At 73.8% G+C, this 20981-nt stretch carries 19 protein-coding genes and 1 tRNA gene; 13 read left to right on the forward strand and 7 right to left on the reverse strand.

Features of this window, described 5'->3' with window-relative positions:
- Window positions 1-550: 550 nt before the first annotated feature.
- Entirely contained in the window at window positions 551-1474 is a 924-nt protein-coding gene (locus ABD067_RS22340) for an FAD-dependent monooxygenase (RefSeq protein WP_343897619.1), read from the reverse strand.
- Window positions 1475-1477: 3 nt separating this feature from the next.
- Complete coding sequence (locus tag ABD067_RS22345) at window positions 1478-1783, reverse strand: FAD-dependent monooxygenase (RefSeq protein ID WP_343897620.1); 306 nt, start codon at window positions 1781-1783, stop codon at window positions 1478-1480.
- A 582-nt stretch (window positions 1784-2365) separates the two neighbouring features.
- On the opposite strand from ABD067_RS22345, the gene ABD067_RS22350 reads away from it, so the two are divergent.
- The 4 genes from ABD067_RS22350 to ABD067_RS22365 all read left to right on the forward strand — a co-directional run bounded on the left by ABD067_RS22350 (window position 2366) and on the right by ABD067_RS22365 (window position 4611).
- Window positions 2366-2662 carry a hypothetical protein gene (locus tag ABD067_RS22350; RefSeq protein ID WP_343897621.1) on the forward strand — a complete coding sequence of 99 codons (297 nt, stop codon included), beginning with the start codon at window positions 2366-2368 and terminating at the stop codon, window positions 2660-2662.
- Window positions 2659-3081 carry a type II toxin-antitoxin system VapC family toxin gene (locus tag ABD067_RS22355; RefSeq protein ID WP_343897622.1) on the forward strand — a complete coding sequence of 141 codons (423 nt, stop codon included), beginning with the start codon at window positions 2659-2661 and terminating at the stop codon, window positions 3079-3081. Before ABD067_RS22350 ends, ABD067_RS22355 begins: the two co-directional genes overlap by 4 nt.
- Before the next feature lie 451 nt (window positions 3082-3532).
- Window positions 3533-4186 carry a ParB/Srx family N-terminal domain-containing protein gene (locus ABD067_RS22360; protein ID WP_343897623.1) on the forward strand — a complete coding sequence of 218 codons (654 nt, stop codon included), beginning with the start codon at window positions 3533-3535 and terminating at the stop codon, window positions 4184-4186.
- A complete protein-coding gene (locus tag ABD067_RS22365; RefSeq protein ID WP_343897624.1) occupies window positions 4120-4611 on the forward strand; it encodes a hypothetical protein in 492 nt (163 codons plus the stop codon). Before ABD067_RS22360 ends, ABD067_RS22365 begins: the two co-directional genes overlap by 67 nt.
- A gap of 265 nt (window positions 4612-4876) precedes the next feature.
- Here ABD067_RS22365 and ABD067_RS22370 read toward each other — a convergent pair.
- The 4 genes from ABD067_RS22370 to bhcR form a co-directional block, all read right to left on the reverse strand.
- Window positions 4877-4951: transfer RNA gene (locus tag ABD067_RS22370), tRNA-Gln, on the reverse strand.
- A 28-nt stretch (window positions 4952-4979) separates the two neighbouring features.
- Entirely contained in the window at window positions 4980-5846 is an 867-nt protein-coding gene (locus tag ABD067_RS22375; protein WP_343897625.1) for a 4-(cytidine 5'-diphospho)-2-C-methyl-D-erythritol kinase, read from the reverse strand.
- The gene (locus ABD067_RS22380; protein WP_343897626.1) at window positions 5843-7558 is read right to left on the reverse strand and encodes a tetratricopeptide repeat protein; all 1716 of its coding nucleotides are present in this window, start codon (window positions 7556-7558) and stop codon (window positions 5843-5845) included. The genes ABD067_RS22375 and ABD067_RS22380 overlap by 4 nt, the downstream gene beginning before the upstream one ends.
- A 789-nt stretch (window positions 7559-8347) precedes the next feature.
- Window positions 8348-9175 (reverse strand): HTH-type transcriptional regulator BhcR, encoded by an 828-nt coding sequence (gene bhcR / locus ABD067_RS22385; RefSeq protein WP_343897627.1) that lies wholly within the window; start codon window positions 9173-9175, stop codon window positions 8348-8350.
- A gap of 184 nt (window positions 9176-9359) precedes the next feature.
- Here bhcR and gcl point away from each other — a divergent pair, with 184 nt between their 5' ends.
- Window positions 9360-11198, forward strand: a complete 1839-nt coding sequence (gene gcl, locus ABD067_RS22390; protein WP_343897628.1) for a glyoxylate carboligase — start codon at window positions 9360-9362, stop codon at window positions 11196-11198.
- Between the two features lie 153 nt (window positions 11199-11351).
- On the opposite strand, the gene ABD067_RS22395 is transcribed toward gcl, so the two are convergent.
- Window positions 11352-13427 carry a 4Fe-4S binding protein gene (locus ABD067_RS22395; protein ID WP_343897629.1) on the reverse strand — a complete coding sequence of 692 codons (2076 nt, stop codon included), beginning with the start codon at window positions 13425-13427 and terminating at the stop codon, window positions 11352-11354.
- A gap of 108 nt (window positions 13428-13535) precedes the next feature.
- On the opposite strand from ABD067_RS22395, the gene ABD067_RS22400 reads away from it, so the two are divergent.
- The 8 genes from ABD067_RS22400 to ABD067_RS22435 all read left to right on the forward strand — a co-directional run bounded on the left by ABD067_RS22400 (window position 13536) and on the right by ABD067_RS22435 (window position 20974).
- Complete coding sequence (locus ABD067_RS22400; RefSeq protein ID WP_343897630.1) at window positions 13536-14258, forward strand: biotin/lipoate--protein ligase family protein; 723 nt, start codon at window positions 13536-13538, stop codon at window positions 14256-14258.
- Window positions 14255-14812: a DUF6505 family protein gene (locus ABD067_RS22405; protein ID WP_343897631.1), complete on the forward strand. Its 558-nt coding sequence runs from the start codon at window positions 14255-14257 to the stop codon at window positions 14810-14812. The genes ABD067_RS22400 and ABD067_RS22405 overlap by 4 nt, the downstream gene beginning before the upstream one ends.
- Window positions 14809-15849, forward strand: a complete 1041-nt coding sequence (locus ABD067_RS22410; protein WP_343897632.1) for a DUF6352 family protein — start codon at window positions 14809-14811, stop codon at window positions 15847-15849. Before ABD067_RS22405 ends, ABD067_RS22410 begins: the two co-directional genes overlap by 4 nt.
- On the forward strand, window positions 15846-16382 hold the full coding sequence (locus ABD067_RS22415) for a DUF3305 domain-containing protein (RefSeq protein WP_343897633.1): 537 nt from the start codon (window positions 15846-15848) through the stop codon (window positions 16380-16382). The genes ABD067_RS22410 and ABD067_RS22415 overlap by 4 nt, the downstream gene beginning before the upstream one ends.
- A complete protein-coding gene (locus tag ABD067_RS22420) occupies window positions 16379-17029 on the forward strand; it encodes a DUF3306 domain-containing protein (RefSeq protein ID WP_343897634.1) in 651 nt (216 codons plus the stop codon). Before ABD067_RS22415 ends, ABD067_RS22420 begins: the two co-directional genes overlap by 4 nt.
- Before the next feature lie 114 nt (window positions 17030-17143).
- Window positions 17144-17734, forward strand: coding sequence for a TorD/DmsD family molecular chaperone (locus ABD067_RS22425; RefSeq protein ID WP_343897635.1), 591 nt, complete (start codon window positions 17144-17146; stop codon window positions 17732-17734).
- Between the two features lie 29 nt (window positions 17735-17763).
- Window positions 17764-17988: a twin-arginine translocation signal domain-containing protein gene (locus tag ABD067_RS22430; RefSeq protein WP_343897636.1), complete on the forward strand. Its 225-nt coding sequence runs from the start codon at window positions 17764-17766 to the stop codon at window positions 17986-17988.
- Between the two features lie 19 nt (window positions 17989-18007).
- Complete coding sequence (locus ABD067_RS22435; protein ID WP_343897637.1) at window positions 18008-20974, forward strand: formate dehydrogenase subunit alpha; 2967 nt, start codon at window positions 18008-18010, stop codon at window positions 20972-20974.
- The last annotated feature ends 7 nt before the right edge of the window (window positions 20975-20981 follow it).

The raw sequence follows: 20981 nt of genomic DNA on the forward strand, positions 1-20981 counted from the left end.
GCACGCGCCGAGAGCCAGCAGCGCCGCCACGAGCCGGGTCGCCGAGGGGAGGCGCAACCGCGCCGCCCCGTGCCCCAACGAAGAAGCTTGTGCCATCCTGCCGAAACGCCTCCGCCCTTCGCCCGGTAACGGAAGTCGCGCGCCGGCGTTCGGTTCGCCGCGCCGGGTCGGGCATTGGCGGGGGAAGGCCGATTCACGCCTTCCACCGCGTCCGCGAGCGGCACGGCACCGGACGCCGCGCCGCGAAGCCGGCCTGCCCGTGGGCGAACGGCCGGGTGGAGCGGGTGGACCGCGCGTCGGACGCCGCCGCGGGCTCCGGGCGCGCCCGGCTTTCCTTGCACGCCCGCAAGCGCGCCAGGCGCGTGAAGGCGGCCGTTCCCGCGACGGCGGGGAGGCACGGGGCCGGGATCGACGCCCGGGCAGACGGAAGCCCGCGGCGGTTGGCGGCCCTTCGGACGCCCACGACCCGAGTCATCCGCATTGCCGTCCCCTCGGGTGGTTGTTTTTCCGCGGCATACTCCCCTTCGCCGATCCGGTTCGCCAGGGCGGCCTACGCCGCGGCGGTCCGCCGCTCGGCCACGGCGACCTCGCCCAGCCCGGTGACGCCGCAGAGCCAGGCGAGGGTGTCGTACCACTCGGCGTCGGATTTGGCGGACATGATCGCGTTGCGCAGCGCCGCGTGCGCGCCCGCCGGGTGGTAGATGTGGTCGCCGACTGCGCGGGACGTGAACTGGACGCGCGCGGTGCGGAGCACGCGCCGGCGGCGGTAGTTCTCCAGCGCGGCCTCCGGGTCGCCCGGGCGCGCCGCCATCTCGTGCGACAGGCACACGGCGTCCTCCACCGCCATGCAGGCGCCCTGTGCCATGTACTGCAGGGTCGGGTGCGCGGCGTCGTCCAGCAGCGCCACGCGCCCGTCCACCCAGCGCTCCACGGGGTCGCGGTCGCACAGCACCCAGAGCTTCCAGTCGGTGCCGTGGCGGATGATGGCCTGGGCGCGCGGGTGGACGTGGCTGAAGCCCTCCAGCACCTCCTCCGGCACCGGCACCGGCACCGGCACCGGCTTGCCGGCCACCGGCTCGGGCGCGTCGTTGTGGTAGGTGACGACGAGGTTGAACACCTTCCAGCCCGACAGCGGGTAGTGGACGATGTAGCACTTCGGCCCCGCCCAGAGCGTCGCCGCGTTCCAGCGCAGGTCCTCGGGCATGCGCTCGGTTGGGATCATCGAGCGGTAGGTGGTGTGGCCGGTCACGCGCGGCGGCCCGTCGCCGGCCACCTGCCGGTGGACGCGGGACCAAAGGCCGTCGGCGCCGACCAGCACGGAGCCCGCGACGGCCTCGCCGGAGGACAGCTTCGCCGTGACGGCCGAGCCGTCCTGCTCGTAGCCGGCGACGGCGCAGCCCGTGCGCGGGTCGATGCGCGGGTCGGCCTCGCAGGCCCGCAGGAACACGCTGCGCGGGTCGCCGCGGTGCACCACGGTTTAGGGGTTGCCGAAGCGGGCGCGGAATCTCTCGCCGAGGTCGATGGCGCAGGCGTCCTCGGCCGTCACGGCGTCCATCAGCCGCAGCTTGTCCACGCACACGGCCATGGCGCGGGCGGCGTCGCCCACGCCGGGGTGGTCGAAGGCGTGGAAGGCGTTGGGGCCGAGCTGGACGCCGGCGCCGATCTCGCCAAGCGCGGGCGAGCGCTCCAGCACCGTCACCCCGAAGCCCTTCCGGGCCAAGCCAAGGGCGGCGGCAAGGCCGCCGATGGCATCGGCGACCAGGACGGGCTTGTTCCGTTGCATGGCGTCGTTCCGCCTGCTCAAGCTTAGGCACGCGCGCGGTCGCGCGGCAGCCCATGGCGACCGCGCGCTGCGCGCCGGCCGGCGGTGGATGGCGCCGAACAGCGCCGGCCGCTGGACCGCGCCGCCCGGCTCGCGCGCGGACTCCGGACCGGCCGCGTTTCCTCCGGCGTGTTCGGCCGCGGCGTGCGCGGCGCAGGCGCGGGTTCCCGGCCATTCCGCGGCGCAGGGCGCAGGCTTTCGGAGTCGGGCGGAGCAAAAGGGCGGGGCTGGTTGTGGGCGCAGCCACGGGCGAACCCGTCTCCGCCTTCGCCGCGGGGCGGCCTTCCCTGTTCCGCGGGAAAATACAGGGAAAACCCCCGTTCCAGGCCTCTGCGGACGGCACTGGCCGACCGGAAAACCCGACCGTTCCGGGCCTTCCAAGCGCCTTTCCCTGCAACGGCGGTCAGGGAATTCCGCGGGGCCGATCAAGCACCGCGATGCTCGGAACAAGCAAGCCGGAGCTTCCGAGCGCGGGTGGTCGTGCGCCGGCTTGCGGCCGGGCGGATTTCCGGACATATTTCCGGAAACATTCGTGGTGCGCCCGTGCCTTCAAAGCTTAAATCTCAGCCCAGGTCCGCCCTCGCGGAGCATCGCCAGCGGCTGCGCAGTCGCGGCCTGCAACGGGTCGAGGTGCAGGTGCGCGGCGAGGACGCCCCGCTCGTCCGGGCGGTGGCGGCCGCCCTGGCCGACCCCGGGCGGGCGGCGGAGGCGCGCGCGTTGTTGCGTGGACGCTTCGCCCCGGCGCCGGCTCGCAGCCTCAAAGACCTGCTCGCTTCGGCCCCGTTGGAAGGCGTGGACCTCGACCGTCCCCGCGACGCCGGGCGCGCCGTCGAGCTGTGACCTGGCTGGTCGACACCAACGTCGTCTCCGAAGTCCGCAAGGGACCGCGCTGCCACCCGGCGGTCGCCGCGTGGTGGGCCGGGATGGAGGACCGCGACCTGTTCCTCAGCGCGCTCACGCTCGGCGAGATCCGCAAGGGCATAGAGCAGGTGCGGCCGCGCGACCCGGCCAAGGCCGCGGCGCTGGAGGCCTGGCTCGCCGAGGTCGCCGGCGCCTTCGGGCTGCGGGTGCTCGGGGTGGACGCGGCGGTGGCCGAGGCCTGGGGCCGGATGTCGGCGGCGCGCTCCGTCCCGGTGGTGGACGCGCTGCTGGCCGCCACCGCCGGCGTGCACGGCCTGGTGCTGGTGACCCGCAACGCCGCCGACGTCGAAGGCTTGGGCGTCCGCGTGCTGGACCCGTTCGCCGCGGTTACGGGCTGACCGCGGCCGGAACGCGCCACCCGCGCGCAGCAGCCGACGGCGACGCGCCGGCGGTCGCTCGCACGGACCATGGCGAGGCACGATCCATCATCCCGGCCCGGCACGTGGACCGGGCCGAGCGGGAGTTGTGTTGGTCACGCGCGTGACCCGCGGCGGCTCCGGCCAGCGGCATGGAGCGGCCGGTGCCCCCCCAGCGCGCCCTTAGGACACTTGCGCAGACGGAATTAACCCGCCCCACCGAAATATTACTCGTGGTTGCTGAGGCTCCGGGCTGGGGCTCTGGGCTGGGGCTCCCCTCCGGCCAGGAGGTCGAAATGAACTCGATGCACGTACCCCGGCCGCCGCGGGCCCAGACCGGCGGGCCGCGAGCCGCCCCCGGTCGGAAAGGGGACCCCGGCGGGCACACGGGCGACCCGAATGCCGGCGGCGCCCGCCCGGCCCCGCCCACGCGGTGCCGGCCCGTCCTCTCGGCGTCGAGCACCGGCCGGTCGCCAAACTCAAGCTCGACGACCGCAACCCGCGCACCCACAGCCGCAAGCAGGTGCGCCAGATCGCGCGCAGCATCGAGGCCTTCGGCTTCAACGTGCCCGTGCTGATTGACCGCGAGGACAAGGTGCTGGCCTGCCTCCACCCCGGCTGGACCGAGGTGCCGGTGATCCGCCTCGAGCATCTTGACCCTGATCAGGCCCGCGCCTTCATGCTGGCCGACAACAGGCTCGCCGAGAATGCCGCCTGGGACGAGCGCCTGCTCGCCGAGGCCCTGCGCGACCTCTCCTTGGCCGAGTTCGACTTCTCCCTCGAGGCGACCGGCTTCGAGATGGCCGAGATCAACCTCCGCATCGAAGGCCTGTCCGCCCCGGCCGGGGACGAACCCGATCCCGCCGACGCCCTCCCCTGCCCGCCCGCCGCCGCCGGCCCCGCCGTGAGCCGGCCCGGCGACCTGTGGCTGCTGGGGCCGCATCGCGTGTTCTGCGGCAGCGCGCTCGAGGAGGAGAGCTACGCCGCCCTCATGGTCGCCGGGGGCGGGGGCAAGCCGCTGTGGCTTTCGCCGACCCGCCCTACGACGTGCCGATCGCAGGCCACGTCGTCGGCCTCGGCGCGTTGAAGCACCGCGAGTTCGCCATGGCCGCGGGCGAGATGGACGGCGCGGAGTTCACCGCGTTCCTGAGCACCTCGCTCGGCCTCATGGCCCGCCACGGCCGGGACGGGTCCTTGCACTTCGTGTGCATGGACCGGCGGCGCGCGCGGGAGCTGCAGGCGGCCGCCGCGGCCTGCCGCTCGACTGGCGGGAGCAGCGCGCCCTCCTCGGCCCCTGCTGCTGAGCACGCTGCCCTCCGACCCCGCTGCCCCCCGACCCCGCTGCCCCCCTTCGGACTGCTCCACATGCATTGCAGCCCGTCCTTGCGCGACAGCGCGCTGGCCTTCTTGGCCAAGCGGAGCATCGCCCGCCGCGACTGCTTACCGTCGCTGCATGCGTCGGACAGCCGCTCCATCCCCGGCCTCATGCTTCGTCCTGCGGGACCTCCGTAGGAAGGCAAGTCCGCTTCGGCCGTCGGCCAGGCGAAGGACGCGGTTGCGCCGCGATGCGCTTTCCGCGCGCGCGGCGCGGCGTTGATTCGGGCCTGAAGAACTCGGACTGCCGAAAGGGACGGGTGGGACACGCGCCACGATGCGGCCGCCAATTCGCAACGCCAAGCGTCTCCGACCACGAGTACGTTTTGACAGGGCCGACAAAGGCCCGAATTCCGGGCGTGTGCCGGGAAAGAAGAAAGCCATTAAAAACAAAGGCTTACGCTGGTTGGGGCGCCAGGATTCGAACCTGGGAATGGCGGTACCAAAAACCGCTGCCTTACCGCTTGGCGACGCCCCAGCCGTGGCGGCCGCCGGCTGAATAAGGGTCAGGCCCCGCCGCCGTAAAGCCCCCCGGCGGCGTTCCACCACGCCGAGGGCAACAAGGCCGCGGCGCGTCGCGCCGCCGCGGCGTCCGCGAACAGCCCGAAGCAGGTGGCGCCGGACCCGCTCATGCGCGCGAGCAGGCAGCCCGGCAATGCCCGCAGCGCCGCCAGCGCCTCGCCCACCGGCGGGCAGAGCGCGATGGCCGGCGCTTCCAAGTCATTGCCGAGCCGCCCCAGGTCGCGCGCCATCGCCGCCGCGTCGGGCCACCGCTCCGGCAGGGCCGCGGGCGCCGAGAAGGCCCCGGTCCTCGCCCGGAACACCGCCGGGGTCGCCAACGCCGCGCCGGGGTTGGCCAGCAGCAGGCCGCACTCCGGCAGGGCCGGCGCGGGCGAAAGGTCGCCGCCCACGCCCCCCATGCGCGCCGGCCCGGACCGCACGCAGACCGGCACGTCGGCGCCGAGCGTGGCCGCGAGGCGCGCGAGCCGGTCCGGGCCGGAGCCCAGGCCCCAAAGCCGGTCGAGCAGGCGGAGCGCCGCAGCCGCGTCGGCCGAGCCGCCGCCGATGCCCGAGGCGACCGGCAGCCGCTTGACCAGCCGGAGCGCCGCGCCGGGCGGCGGATCGCCCGCCGCCCCCGCCAAGGCCCGCGCGGCGCGCAGCACGAGGTTGTCGGCCTCGTCCGCCAGCGCGGCGCCGAAGGGCCCTTCCACCGAGAGGGTCAGCGATCGGGCGGGCGCCGCTTCCAGGGTGTCCGCCGCCGGGCCGAACACGGCCAGGCTGTCCAGCAGGTGGTAGCCATCGGCCCGGCGTCCGGTGACGTGGAGGAAGAGGTTGACCTTGGCGGGGGCCGGTTCCGTTTCGGCGGCGGTCAACGCTGCGCGGAAGAGGACGGGGGCGTGGGCAGGCCGTCGCGCAGCTTGGCCTCGATCTTCGGGCCGTCCTCGGGCTCGGGATCGAGGTTGAGGGCGCGGCGCCACTGGAAGTGGGCCTCGCGCTGCCGTCCGGCGGCCCAGTAGGCATCGCCCAGGTGGTCGTTGATGACGGAGGAGCGCGGCTCCAGCTCCACGGCCTTCTCCAGCCAGGTGACGGCGCCGCGCACATCGCCGAGGCGGAACAGCGCCCAGCCGAGGCTGTCGGCGATGTTGCCGTCCTGCGGGCGCAGCTCGGTGGCGCGCAACAGCATGGCCTTGGCGCGGTCGAGGTTGCGGCCCTGGTCGGCCCAGGTGTAGCCGAGGTAGTTCAGGACGTAGGGCTGGTCGGGCGACAGCTCCAGGGCACGCAGGAGGTCGGCCTCGGCGCGCGGCCAGTCGCCGGCGCGCTCGCGGGCGATGGCGCGGGAGTAGAAGAGCGGCCAGTCGCGCACGCCGGGCCGCGCCACGCGGGCCAGGGCCTGGTCGTAGGCCTCCGCCGCCTCGGCGAAGCGGTTGCGCCGGCGCAGCAGGTCGCCGAGGTGCGCCGCGGGTTGCGGCAGGTCCGGGTTGGCTTCGGACAAACGCCGCAGCACGGCGGCGGCCTCGTCGGGCCGGTCCAGCTTGTCCAGCACGGCGGCGCGGCGGAGGGCGGCGAGCGGCGCGAAGGGGTCGTCCGGGGAGACCCGCGACAGGGCGGCGAGCGCCTGCTCCTCCTGCTTCTCCTCGGCCAGCACGTCGGCCACCAGCATCAGGGCCGGCGCGAAGCCGGGGCGGAGCCGCAACGCGAGCTGGGACAGCACCAGCACGAAGTCGCCCGAGCCCTGGCCGCGCATGGTGCCGGCCAGCGCGACGTAGGCCTCCGCCATGCCGTCGGTGGGCGAGGAAACGGCGCGGGTCGCGCTTTGCGCGCGCCGGGCGGCGGGGCCGGTGACGGCCAGCGCCGTGTCGTCGCCGCTGCCGGCCAAGGCGTCGAGGAGCCGCTGCGCCTCGGCCGGCTGGCCGGCGCGTTGCAGCACGCCCGCGGCGAGCATGGCGGCGCGCGGCGGGAGCTGCGGCTGGTCGGCGACCGCGATGCGGGCGAAGCGTTCGGCTTCCCGCGGCCGGCCGGCGACGTCGGCCACCAGGGCGGCGTGGAGCGCGTTGAGGGCGCGCAGGCGGTTGCTCTCCACCGCGGGGCGGAGCGTCGCCAGGGCCTGCTCGGGCTGGCCGCGGCCGACCTGCGCCCAGGCGAGCAGCAAGGGTTGCACGAGCTGCACCGGGCCGCTGCGGGACACGTTGCGCAGGCGCTGCTCCGCCCGCTCCCAACGGCCGGCCTGCGCGTCGGCGCCGGCCAGCAGGAGGTTGCCTATCGTGCTGTCCGGGAGGCGGCGGGCGAGGCGCAGGGCGTCGCTCCGCCCGTCGAGCAGCGCGGCGAGGAAGGCGCGGTTGAGCAGTTCCGGCTGGTCCGGGTCGGCGCGCAGCGCGGCGAGGAGGCGGTCCGCGGCGATGGCGGTGTCGGTTTCGGAGGCGGCGAAGCGCCCGGACAAATAGGCGCCGAAGGCGCCGGTGACGGGCGGCGCCCCGGTCAGCCGCGGCGCGCGGTCGTTGGGCGACGGGCCTTCGGCGGCGGCGCCGGCCGCGAGGAGCGCGGCCGCGAGGAGGGCGAGCCGCCGCGGGGAGCAACTATGCTGCATGGGCGAAAGCGTAGCAGTGGCATCCGGGGGGCGCCACCGCAAGCTGTGGCGCGGTGGGTTGGTTCGCCTGTGGGACGAGCGGCGGCGCGGCGGGGCGCCGGCACGGGTGCGTTCTTCGGACAAATGGGCGGCGGCGCTCATGCGGGGCGGGCCGGCGCGCGGCGGTGCCGGTGCCGGTTCCCGGCGCGGTGCGCGTTTCGGACGAATGGGTCGGCGGGCCGTTTTCGGCCGGGCGTGCGCGGTTCGGACAAATGGGGCGCCTGGGTGAGTCCGCGCGCGATGCGCGCTTCGGACAAACGGGCGGCGGGCCGTTTCCGGCCGAACGTGCGAGGTGCGGACGAATGGAGAGGCGGCATTGGGACCCGGGGCGGGTGGATGGATGGATGGCCGAGAGCGAGTCCGCTGGACGGGGCGCGGGCGGTGTCGCGGCGGGTAGGGGAAGCGGAGACGTTGGCTTTGGCCGCGGGGCGGGTCGGTGCATCTGGCTCGTCGCTCCCGCGGCTTTCTTGCCGTCCGACGCTGCTCGAAGCGACCGCCCACCAATCTAGGAATATATGCCGAGAGTGCCCCGACGGTCCAGCGGTTACTCCGGGTGATAGCGTTTCCGTTGAAATCCGAGCCTGATCAGCAGCCGTCGGTACGCCGCTCGCCGGCATGCCGAGGATCTGGAGGCGGAGGACGATCTCGCCGCCATGGCGGCGGCGGGCGTCGCCGATATCGATCGCCGCTCGGAGCGGATGCCCCTGACCGATTCGACGGTGGATGCCGACCACCTCGGCCGAGAACGCGTCAGGCGCCGGGCGGGCGCCCGGCGATCGCCCGCGTCACCTGCGACGCCGCCTCGCGCACCAGCGGCCCGAAGCGCGCGATCGCCTCCGGCGTCACGCGCACGGTCGGGCCGGAAACCGAAAGCCCGGCCACCGCCTCCCCGAATTCGTTGAAGATCGGCGCGCCGACGCAGCGCATCCCGAGGTTGCGCTCCTCATCGTCGATGGCGAAGCCGCGCGCGCGGACGGCGGCGAGATCGGCCAGCAGGTCCGGCAGGGCGGTCAGGGTGCGGTCGGTGAAGCGCGGCAGGCCGGTGCGCCGCAGCGTCGCCGCCACCGCCCCCGGTGCGCGGTGCGCCAGGATCGCCTTCCCGGCGCCCGAGGCGTGGAACAGCGCGCGCGTGCCCGGGCGGAAGAAGGCCCGGATCGCTTCATGCGTCTCGACCTGGCTGACGAAGACCACCCCGTCCTCCTCCGCCACCGCGAGGTTCACCGTCTCTCCGCAGGCGGCGACGAGCCCCTGCATCAGGTCGCGCCCGCAATCCGCCAGCTTGCGCCGGCGGAGGAAGGCGCTGCCGATGCGGAAGGTCTCGACGCCCACGAGCCAGAGCTGCGTCGAGGCGTCGAATTCCGCGAGGCCGCGCCGCTGCAGGGTGAGCAGCATCCGGTAGGCCGTGGACATCGGCATCTCCGCGCGGCCGGCGAGGTCGGTCAGCGTCAGCCCATCCGCCTCGGCGAGTTCGGCGAGCAGCGCCATGGCGCGGTCAAGCGACTGCACCGGCGCGTCTTCGGCCTCGGCGGGGGCGAGGCGCGGGCGGCCGCGCCGGCGGCGCTCGGCGGTCTGCGGCATGGCACTTCTCCAGAAATCTTTTTCCATTCTGGCCCAAGCGGGCGCGACGGAAAACGAAAAATCCAAACGATCTAAGCTAGTTATAGTATTTATGCTGCTTTGCGGAAAAAGCTTTCGAAAAAATTGTATGTGCTCGCCGCTTCGGGCACTCCTGCCATTGTCCAAGAAGAAGGGGTTGACGTCGATGGCACGGATGCGGGCTGTGGATGCGGCGGTGCTGGTGCTGGCGAGGGAGGGCGTGCGCTGCGCCTTCGGGGTGCCGGGCGCGGCGATCAATCCCTTCTACTCGGCGCTCCGCGCGCATGGCGGCATCCGCCACATCCTGGCGCGCCACGTCGAAGGCGCGTCGCACATGGCCGATGGCTACACCCGCGCGAAGGCGGGCAACATCGGGGTGTGCATCGGCACCTCCGGCCCGGCGGGGACGGACATGATCACCGGCCTCTACACCGCCCAGGCGGACAGCCTGCCGATCCTCTGCATCACCGGCCAGGCGCCGCGCGCCAAGCTCCACAAGGAGGATTTCCAGGCGGTGGACATCGAGGCCATCGCCAAGCCGGTGGCCAAATGGGCGGTGACGGTGCGCGAGCCCGCCCTCGTCCCGCAGGTCTTCCAGCAGGCCTTCCACCTGATGCGCAGCGGCCGCCCCGGCCCGGTGCTGGTGGACCTGCCGGTCGACGTGCAGGTCGCGGAGATCGAGTTCGACATCGACGCCTACGAGCCGCTGCCCGCCTACAAGCCCGCCGCCAGCCGCCGCCAGATCGAGCGCGCCATCGCCATGATGCAGGCGGCGGAGCGGCCGTTGATCGTCGCCGGAGGCGGCGTCATCAACGCCGACGCCTGCGAGGAGCTCGTGCGCTTCGCCGAGACCACCGGCGTCCCGGTGATACCGACGCTGATGGGCTGGGGCTGCATCCCCGACGACCACCCGCTGATGGCCGGCATGGTCGGGCTGCAAACCAGCCACCGCTACGGCAACGCGACCTTCCTGCAATCCGACTTCGTGCTCGGCATCGGCAACCGCTGGGCCAACCGCCACACCGGCTCGATCGAGACGTACACGGCCGGGCGCAAGTTCGTGCACGTGGACATAGAGCCGACGCAGATCGGGCGGGTCTTCGGCCCCGACCTCGGCATCGTCTCCGACGCCAAGGCGGCGCTGGCGCTGCTCTGCCAAGTCGCGGAGGAGATGCGGGCCGAGGGCCGGCTGGAGGACCGCACCGCCTGGTCCGACGCCTGCCTGCACCGCAAGCGCACCATGCTGCGCCGGACGCATTTCGACCAGGTGCCGCTGAAGCCCCAGCGCGTCTTCGAAGAGGTGCTCGGCCATACCGGGCGGGACACCTGCTACGTCACCACCATCGGCAACTCGCAGATCATGGCCGCGCAGCTCCTCAAGGTGTACGAGCCGCGCAACTGGATCAACTGCGGCCAAGCCGGCCCGCTCGGCTGGACGCTGCCCGCGGCCCTCGGCGTCCGCGCCGCCGATCCGGAGCGGAGGATCGTCGCCCTTTCCGGCGACTACGACTTCCAGTTCCTGATCGAGGAGCTCGCGGTCGGCGCCCAGCACAAGCTGCCCTACCTGCACGTGGTGGTGAACAACTCCTACCTCGGCCTGATCCGCCAGGCGCAGCGCGGCTTCGCGATGGATTTCGAGGTCAGCCTCGCCTTCGAGAACGTCAACGCCGCCGAGGACCCGGACGCCGTGCCGGGCTACGGGGTGGACCATGTGGCGGTGGCGGAGGGCCTCGGCTGCAAGGCGATCCGCGTGAAGTCGCCCAACGAGTTCGGGGAGGCCTTCGCCCGCGCCGAGGCGCTGATGGAGGAGCACGGCGTGCCGGTGGTGGTCGAATGCATCCTGGAGCGGACGACCAACATCGCCATGGGCACCGAGATCGACGCGGTGAACGAATTCGAGGAGGTGCTCTGCCTCGACCCCCGGCTGAGCCGGGAGAACGGCTGGACCCCGCCCGAGGCGGAGCCGGCCGACGAGAAGGTGCCGGAAGAAGCAGCGACGGCCTGAAACCGAGGCGGCCGGGTTCACCGCCGTCCGGATGGGCGGGACGCGTCGCCCAGCCCGCAACCGCGGGCGGCGTCCGGCCGGACGGAGAAGCCGCGCCGGGGGCGCCGGGGCACGGGAGGGCGGCGCGGCGCTACCGCCGCCGCCGGGCCGCGCTCATCGGGCGTTCTTCGGTGCCCCGGCCGCCTCGGCCTTCGCCCGCTCCGCTTCCCGCAGCCAGTCTTCCGTGGTCTTGGTGACCGGGCGCGGCGGGCCGGCGTAGGGGTCGAGGCCGCCTTCGGTGGCCTCCACCACACGGCAGTCCTCGCACAGCTCCAGCGCCGCCAGCCGGGCGGGGTCCTGGAACATCCAATGCCCGCTGCCGGCGAGCTTCGCCTTCACCCGCTCGATGGAGGAGCGCGTGCCGAACGCCTTGCCGCAGCGCGCGCAGGGGAAGGGCGCTTCGGCCTTCACCACCTGCGGCGACGACGCTTCCGGGGCGAAGTTCAGCCGCGGCTCCAGCGCGATCACCCGCTCCGGGCAGGTGGAGGCGCAGAGGCCGCACTGCACGCAAGCGTCTTCCAGGAAGCGCAGTTCGGGCGTGTCCGGGTTGGCGCTCAGCGCGCCGGTGGGACAGACGTTGGTGCAGGCGAGGCAGAGGGTGCAGCCCGCCGTTTCCACCCGCGCCAGGCCGAAGGGCGCCAGCTTCGGCATCGGCACGGCCGGCGGCGCGGTGGGGCCGGCCGCGGCGTGCAGCGCCCGGAAGGCCGCGCGCGCGATCTCGCGCGGCTCGCCCATCGCCAGGAAGGCGGCCGGCGCCCGGTCGGCGCGGAGGGCGAGCGCCGGCGCCAGGGCTTCGGCCAGGGAGAACGGGTCGTCGGTCTCGATGGCCGCCGCACGCGGCAGAGGGGCGGTTGCGAGGCCGAGGCCGGACAGGGCGGTTTCCAGGTAGTCCAGGTTGCGGAACACGCCTTCGGCGCCGTGCGGGCGGCGGGCCGGCATGAGCAGCCGCACCCCGGCCGCGCCCCAGGCGAGGGCGCCGGCCAGGGCGCCGAGGTCGAGCTGCGACACCTCGTTCACTCGGAGCGGCAGCACCCGCGCCGGCAGGCCGTCGCCGTGGCGGGCCAGCGCATGCAGCAGCGCCTCGCCGTGCGCGTCGTCGTGCAGCAGCACCAGCGGGTCGCGCCCGCCCGCCTCGGCGAAGCCCAGCAGCAGCGCCCGCAGCTTCGCGGCCGTGGAGGCGGGCGGGGGCAGGGCGTAGGTGACGGCGCCGGTCGGGCAGACCGCGGAGCAAGCGCCGCAGCCGGCGCAGATCTCAGCGGAGATCAGCACGCTGTCCTTGCCGGGCGTGATGGCGCCGGTGGGGCAGAGGTCCAGGCAGCGGGTGCAGCCGGTGCGGCGGTTGCGGCTGTGGGCGCAGAGGCCGGCGTCGAAGTTCACGAAGCGCGGCTTGTCGAACTCGCCCACCAAGCCGGCGGCGTCGAACACCGCCCGCTCCACGGCGGCGGGGTCGGCCGGGTCGGCGCGGAGGTAGCCTTGGCGCAGTTCGGCCAGGGGGAAGAGCGGCGGGCCGCCGGAAAGGTCGAGGATCACGTCGCAGCGGCTCCGCGCCCCGTCCCGCGCCGAACCCCAACGGAAGGCGCCGCGCGAGGAGGGGGAGGGGGCGGCGTAGCCGTCCACCACCACCTCGAAGGCGCCGAGCCAGCCGGTGGCGGCGCGGGCGCGCCCGCGGAGGACCGGGTATTCGGCGCTGCGCGGCGGCTCCACCGTCCGCTCGCCGGTGAGCAGCACCGTCAGGTCCAGCCGGTCGCGCAGGCGTTCGGCGGCGGCGAGCGCGACCTCGTCGCGGCCGAGCACCAGGGTCGTGCCCTCGCTCTTGAAGGGCACCAGCGGCGTCGGCGGCACCGGCACCGCCGCGGCGGCCAGCAACGCCGCCATCTTCGGCCCGGCGCCGGCGGCCTCGGACGACCAGCCGGCGTGTTCCCGGACGTTGACGAAGGTGAGGGGCGCCGACGCGCCGGCGGCCTCCGCTTCCTGGGCGAAGAGCGGCGCTTCCTGGGTGCAGGCCATCGTGACCGGTCGGCCTTCGCCCGCCGCGGCCAGGAAGCGGTCGAGCTGGGCACGGCAGAGCTGCTCGCCCAGGCGCAGCTCGGCCCCGCGCGCGTCGCACCCGCGGCGGAGCGCCTCCGCGTCGAGCGGCATCGTGTCCTCGCAACTGCACACGATGCAGATGCGTCCGTCCCGTTGGTCCATGCCGATGGAACTGCTTTCCGATCACAGCCTTGCCGCCCGCCTGGGCAGCGGCTGGGTGTGGGCATATATGCCCGTCGCCCCATCGTTACGAGAGACCTCATCCCGATCGTGCAAACCGGCCTGCCGGACCTGCCGAGCCTTTTCGATCCCGTCTTCGCCTTGCGCGAGGGCGGGGATGCCTTTGCGCGCGCCATTGAGCTGGCGCCCGCGCGTGGGGCCGGCACCTTGGTCTGGGTGCGCGCCTACGCCCGCGCCGAGGCGGCGGTGGTGCTGGAGCCGGAGATGCCCCTCGGCCCGGCCCGGCTCGCCTTCCACGCCGCCGCGACCGCGCTGGCCGACACCTTGGCGTCGCTGGGGCCGCCGGAGGTCGCGGTGGCCCTGAAGTTGCCGGGCACGGTCCTGGTCAACCTGGGCGAGTGCGGTGCGGTGCGCCTCGCCGCGCCGCCCGGCGCGGCCGAGGACGCGGTGCCGGACTGGCTGGTGGTGGGCATGGAGCTGCGGCTCGCCTTCCCCATCGGCTACGAGACCGGTCGGACGCCGGACCTGACCTCGTTGGAGGAGGAAGGCTTCGAGGGCGTCGGCCCCGCCGAGCTCACGGCCGGCTGGGCGCGGCACCTCATGGCCGGGCTGGACGAGTGGCAGGCGCGCGGGCCGCGGCGCGTGGCGGAGCGGTATCTGGCGCGGCTGCTGGACGGGGCGGACACGCCCGGCCTCCGCCGCGGCATCGATCCCGACACCGGCGCCTTGGTGTTCGACCGGGCGGGCGGCGCGCGCGAACGCCGGCCGCTTCCGGGGACGCCGGACGCGGCGTCGGCGGCGGTGGCGGCGTGACCCGGCTGCCCCGCACCTTGCGCCTCGATCCGTCGGACACGGTGGTGTTCGACCGCGCCGCCGAGCCCGGGGAGTGGGCGGTGCCGGGCGGCTTCGCCTTCTGGGACGAGGACCCCGAGGCGCTCACCGGCCGGCGCCGGCAGGAATTCCGCGCCGGCTTTCTCGGCGTCGGCTCCTTCGGGTGGTCCACCCTGGTCGAGGTGGCGGAGGCCGGGCCGGCGGAGCGCGCTGCGGCGGTGGAAGCCTTGGCCGCTCGCATCCTCGGCGCCTACGGCGCGCCCGGCCCGGAGGCGGCGCGGGCGGCGGCCGAGGAGGAGGTCGCCTTCGCCGAGTCGCTCTGCGGCCATCCGCCCGGCACCGTGCTGGCGCTGTCCCGCGCGGTGGAGGACGGCGCCGTGCGGGAGCGCTTCCGCACGCTCCACCGCCGCGAAGGCCCGCCCGCCGACCGCTCGCGCCTGCCGGTCTTCGGCGTCGTGGAGGTGGAGGGCGAGGACGAACCGCCGGAGCGGCCCGACTTGGCCGCGCTCGGCCGCGCGGGGGAGGGGGCGCGGTGAGCGTTGTCGTCGCGCATGGCGACCCTTGGGTCGCGTCCGGGCACCATCTTTGCGACCGCGACGCGGCGGGGCGGCTGGTGCCCACGCCGGACCTGTGGCGCGCCTTCCTCGCCCGGCCGGAGCTGGTGCCGCCGGAAGAGGCCTGCGCCGCCGAGGTCGCCTTGCACACCACGCTGCTCGCCGACCCGTTGCGGCCGGTGTCGGGCGCCGACCTTTCGGCGCTGGCGGACCCCGACGCGCGCGAGAACTGGGTCCACTTCCTCCGCTTCCGGGACCGCGTGGCGGCCATGCCGACCTTGGAAGCGGCGTACCTGTCGCTGTTCCGCGGCTCGGTCTCGGGCATCCCGCCGTTGTTCCTCCAGATGCTGACCCAGCTCGTGGCGCGGGCCGCCATGGAGGATGTGGGCGACGCCTTCACCTTGCGCGCGGCCGAGGTGCTGTTCCGCCCGCAACGCGCCGCCATCCGGCAGGGCGCGCTGCTGCTGGCCGATGAGGAGTGGCTGGAGGGCCTTTCCGCCGGCGCCGACCTCGGGAGCATCGGGCGGCTGCTGGAAGAAGCGGGCGCGCCGCCGCGTGAGGTGGAGGTGGAGGTGCTGTCCGAGGCGAACGCGGCGGAGTACCCGCGGCGCTCCGACACGCACGACCTCGCCCTCGACATCGCCGAAGGGCGGCCGGGCCAGCACGGGCTGGCGCGGGCGCTGGAGCGCTTCGTCGCGCACGTGCTCGGCGAGAGGGTGGCGATCCGCCCGGCGGCGGTGATCGAGGACCCGGACTGGCGCTGGCACGTCGGCCTCGACACCGAGGGGACGGCCATCGCCAACGACCTGTGGCACGGCGAGGCGGTGGAGCAGGCGCGGCTGGCGCGCATCCTCTGGCTCGGCGCGCTGGAGTTCGCCGACGAGTCGCGCGTGCTGCCGCGGGCGCGAGGCAAGCCGGTCTACCTCGCGCTCGCCATGGACGCGGCGCAGCGGGTGCGGTGCAAGCCGCAGAACCTCGTCGCCGGCCTGCCCTTGCTGGCGGGGGAGGAGGGCGCGTGACCGCCGAGTTGGAGGTGCCGGGCACCGTCCGCGTCCCGGTCGCGGTGGTGGTGGAGCGCCGGCCGGGGACGACCCCTTGGGCGGAGTGGTCCTGGCGCGCGGTGGAGGTGCTGGAGGACGCGCCCGACCTGCCGCCCTGGACCGTGCTGCGCGAGGAGGCGGGCCGCACCCTGTTCCTGGCCGGCCGGGCCGAGGTGGCGCTCTTCCCGACCGACACCCCCAACTACCGCGACAACCTGCACTCCGCCGCGCCGCGCGTGTGGGCGGTGCTGCGCCAAGCGGACGCGCCGCCCGGCCTCCGCCTCTACACGGTCACGGTGGATGGCGGCGAGGCGCACCTCTACGCCGACACCGGCAACGACCTGCTGGAATCCCTGCCGATGCCGGCCGGGCTGCGGGCCTTGGTGGAGGAGTTCGTGGCGCGGCACCACGTCGAGCGCGCCTTCCACAAGCGCCGGCGCGACCGCTCCGACCCGGAGGCCATGGCGCGCGAGCGCGGCGGGCGCCGCCCGGCGCGGGACGATGACGAATGAGCGAGGAGGGCTTCCTTTCCCGCTGGTCGCGGCGGAAGCGGGCGGCCGTGGCGCCTCCTCCGGCCGCGCCCGCGCCGCCCCAGACCGCCCAGGCCGGCACGCCGCCCCCGCCCACCGGAGCGGAGCGCGCGGAGCCGGCTTTCGACCCGGCGAGCCTGCCACCTCTGGAAAGCTTGACCGCCGACAGCGACTTCGTCGCCTTTCTGCGCGACGAGGTGCCGGCGGCGCTGCGCAACGCGGCGCTGCGGCGGGCCTGGTCGCTGGACCCGGCGATCCGCGACTTCGTCGGCCCGGCCGATTTCGCCTGGGACTTCAACGCGCCCGGCGGCGGCATGCCGGGCTTTTCGCTCGAACTGCCGCGCGACGTGGAACGGCTGCTCGCCCAGGCCATCGGTCTGGACACGTCCTCGCCGGAGGAGGAGGAGCAGGGGCCGGAGGCCCCGCCCCTGGCACCGGCCACCGAGGGGGCCGCGTCGCCCTTGCCCGAGCCGGCGCCGGCCGAGGACGCCGCGCCCGGCGCGCCGCTCCGGTTGGAGGCGGACGCGCCGTTGCCGGGGCCGGTCGCGGAGGTGCCCCCGGCCTCGCCGGCGCAGGTGGCGGAGAACCCGCCCCCGAAGCGGCGGCACGGCGGGGCCCTGCCCACTTGACGGGACGGCGGGCAAGGGATTTTTTCATTGTAGCCCTGCCGGTACGAAGGCGGGGCGAAGGGCCGAGCGCGAGCCGGGGGAACAACCGGCGGCGCCGGCGGGAAGGTTGACAGGGTGGAGGCGGGCATCGCGGACGACGGACTGGACCGGGAGCGCGCGGCGTTGTTCGCGCTGCTCGGACGGTTGCTGTCCGATCCGCCGGACGCGGCGCTGCTGGCGCGGCTTCGCGTCTTGGGCGGCGGCGACACGCGGCTCGGCCAAGCCCTCTCCGGCCTCGCCGCAGCGGCCGAGGCGACCGACCCGGCGGCGCTGGAGCGCGAGCACTTCAACCTCTTCATCGGGGTGGGGCGCGGCGAGCTGATGCCCTACGCCTCCTGGTACCTCACCGGCTTCCTGCAGGACCGGCCCTTGGCGGACCTGCGCGCCGCCTTGCGCCGGCTCGGCGTCGAGCGCGCCCCTGGCGTTCCGGAGCCGGAGGACCACATCGCCTTCCTCTGCGAAACCCTGGCCGGGTTGATCGAGGGCCGCTTCGCCGGGGAACAGGAAGAAGCGGCGATTTTTTTCGGCAGGCATCTGCGGCCCTGGGCCGCGCGTTTCTTCGGCGACCTGGAAAAGGCCGAGGCGGCCCGCTTCTACCGCGCCGTCGGGGCGCTGGGCCGGGCCGCGGTGGAGATCGAGGCTGCGGCGGCGGACATGCCGGGCTGACGCAGCGTGACAACGGATGGAGAAGCGCCATGAGCCGCACCAAGACGACTCCCGACGCGACGCAACGGCGCGGCTTCCTGCGCGGCCTCGGCTTGGCGGCGGGCGCCGCCGCGGCCGCCACGCCCGCCGCGGCGGAGCGCTCCGACACCGTGCCCCTGGGCACGGCGCGCAAGGAGAACGAGGCCGAGAGGAAGGCGCCGCGCTACCGCGAGACGCCGCACGTGCAGGCCTTCTACCGCACCAACCGCTTCTGAACGACGGGGCGACACGGCAATGTTGATCAAGCGTCGGGACGGGCAGGCCGCCAAGCAGCGCCTCGCTTCCCTGTACCAGGACCTCTCCCCCGGCGGCGGCTTCGACCGCCGCGGCTTCCTGCGCCAAGCGGGCCTCGGCGGCGCCGGCTTGGCCGCGCTCGGCACCGGCCTCGCGCCGGGCAGGGCGCGGGCGGCGGAGAAGATGAACAACCTCGACCACAGCCAGCCGGTGCAGCGCATCAAGAACGTCTGCACCCACTGCTCGGTCGGCTGCTCCGTCATCGCCGAGGTGCAGAACGGCGTTTGGGTGGGCCAGGAGCCGGCCTACGAGTCGCCGATCAACCGCGGCACCCACTGCGCCAAGGGCGCCAGCGTACGTGAGATCGTGCACGGCGAGCGGCGCCTGAAGCACCCGCTCAAGCTGGTGGACGGCGAGTGGCGCCGCTTGTCCTGGGACCAGGCGATGGGCGAGATCTCGGCCAAGCTGCTGGAGATCCGGGAGCGCAGCACGCCGGAGGCGGTGTTCTGGCTCGGCAGCGCCAAGTTCACCAACGAGGCGTCCTACCTGTTCCGCAAGTTCGGCGCCTACTGGGGCACCAACACGGTGGACCACCAGGCGCGCATCTGCCACTCGACGACCGTGGCCGGCGTGGCCAACACCTGGGGCTACGGCGCGCAGACCAACTCCTACAACGACATCCGCAACACCCGCACCATGATCATCATGGGCGGCAACCCGGCCGAGGCGCATCCGATCGCGATGCAGCACGTGCTGGCGGCGCGGGACGCGAACCGGGCGAACCTGTTCGTGATCGACCCGCGCTTCACCCGAACGGCGGCGCACGCGACGGAGCACCTCCGCATCCGCCCCGGCACCGACATCCCCGTCGTCTGGGGGATGCTCTGGCACATCTTCCAGAACGGCTGGGAAGACAAGGAATTCATCAAGCAGCGCGTCTACGGTATGGAGGAGGTCCGCGCCGAGGTGGCGAAGTGGCACCCGCAGGAGGTGGAGCGCGTCACCGGCCTGCCCGAAGCGCAGCTCAAGCGCCTCGCCCAGGTCTTCGCCACGCAGAAGCCCTCGACGCTGATCTGGTGCATGGGCGCGACGCAGAAGACGGTGGGCACGGCCAACGTCCGCGCCTACTCCATCCTGCTGCTGGCCACCGGCAACGTCGGCAAGCCCGGCACCGGCGCGAACATCTTCCGCGGCCACACCAACGTGCAGGGCGCGACCGACTTCGGCCTCGATATCGCCACCCTGCCCAGCTACTACGGCCTGGACGAGGCCGCGTGGCGCCATTGGTGCCGGGTGTGGGAAACCGACTACGAGTGGATGCGCGGCCGCTTCGCCACCCAGAAGCTGATGGAGACGCCCGGCATCCCCAGCACCCGCTGGTTCGACGCCGCTCTGCTGCCCCAGGACCAGATCGACCAGCCCACCACGTGCAAGGCCCTGTTCGTGATGGGCCACGGCGGCAACACCGTCACCCGGATGCCGGAGATGGTGAAGGCGCTGGAGGGGCTCGACCTCCTGGTGGTGGCGGACCCGCACCCGACCACCTACGCCCAGATCTCCAACCGGCGGGACGGCACCTACCTGCTGCCGATCTGCTCGAACTTCGAGACGGTGGGCAGCCGCAGCGCCTCCAACCGCTCCCTGCAATGGGGCGAGAAGGTGGTGGACCCCATCTTCGAGAGCCGCAACGACTACGACGTCATGTACGATCTGGCGAAGCGCCTGGGCTTCGCCGACCCGATGTTCAAAAACATCGCGGTGCGCGACGGCGGCTCGGTGGTGGTCGAGGACATCACGCGCGAGTTCAACCGCGGGATGCTCTCCACGGGCTATTCCGGCCAGTCGCCGGAGCGGCTCCGGCTGCACATGGCCAACCAGGAGCACTTCGACCTGGTGACGCTGAAGGGCAAGGAAGGCACGCCGGTCGCGGGCGAATACTACGGCCTGCCCTGGCCGTGCTGGGGCACGCCGGAGATGAAGCACCCCGGCACGCACATCCTCTACAACACCGACCTCCACGTGAAGGAGGGCGGCGGCACCTTCCGCGCCCGCTTCGGCGTGGAGCGTAACGGCCAGACCTTGCTGTCCGAGGGCAGCTACAGCAAGGGCTCCGCCATCCAGGACGGCTACCCCGAGTTCACGGTGGCGGTGCTGAAGCGCCTCGGCTGGTACGACGAGCTGACCGCGCAGGAGAAGGCGACGATCGAGCGGATCGGCGGGCAGAACGTGGACCGCGTGTCGTGGTCCACGGACCTGTCGTGCGGCATCATCCGCGTCGCCATGGAGCACGGCTGCCTGCCCTACGGCAACGGCAAGGCGCGCGCCGTGGCCTGGAACCTGCCGGACCCGGTGCCGGTCCACCGGGAGCCGATCTACACGCCGCGCACCGACCTGCTCCCCTCCGCGGCGCAGATGTCGGAGCTCCAGGCGTCTGGCGGCAAGATGGCGGCGCCGGCGGGCACCTACCCGACCCTGCCGGACCGGCGCGCCTACCGGATGCCGCACCTCGGCATGACGGTGCAGATGCGCTCGTTCCAGGCGGCGCGGGACTTCCCGATCATCCTCACCTCCGGCCGGTTGGTGGAGTACGAGGGCGGCGGCGAGGAGACCCGCTCCAACCCGTGGCTGGCCGAGCTGCAGCAGGAGATGTTCGTGGAGATCAACCCGGCCGACGCGCAGGCGCGTGGCGTCCGCAACGGCCAGATGGTCTGGGTGCTGGGGCCGGAGAACAACGCCCGGGTCAGGGTCAAGGCGTTGGTCACGGAGCGCGTCGGCAAGGGCGTCGCCTTCATGCCCTTCCACTTCGGGGGCTGGTTCCAGGGCGAGGACCGCCGGCGCTACTACCCGGCGGGCACCGACCCGATCGTGCTCGGCGAAAGCGTCAACACCGTGACCACCTACGGCTACGACCCGGTGACCATGATGCAAGAGACCAAGTGCACCCTTTGCCAGATCCGCGCGGCGTAGGAGGCGC

Origin of the sequence: Craurococcus roseus (genome assembly GCF_039523795.1) — a bacterium.
In the GTDB taxonomy this organism is placed as follows: domain Bacteria; phylum Pseudomonadota; class Alphaproteobacteria; order Acetobacterales; family Acetobacteraceae; genus Craurococcus; species Craurococcus roseus.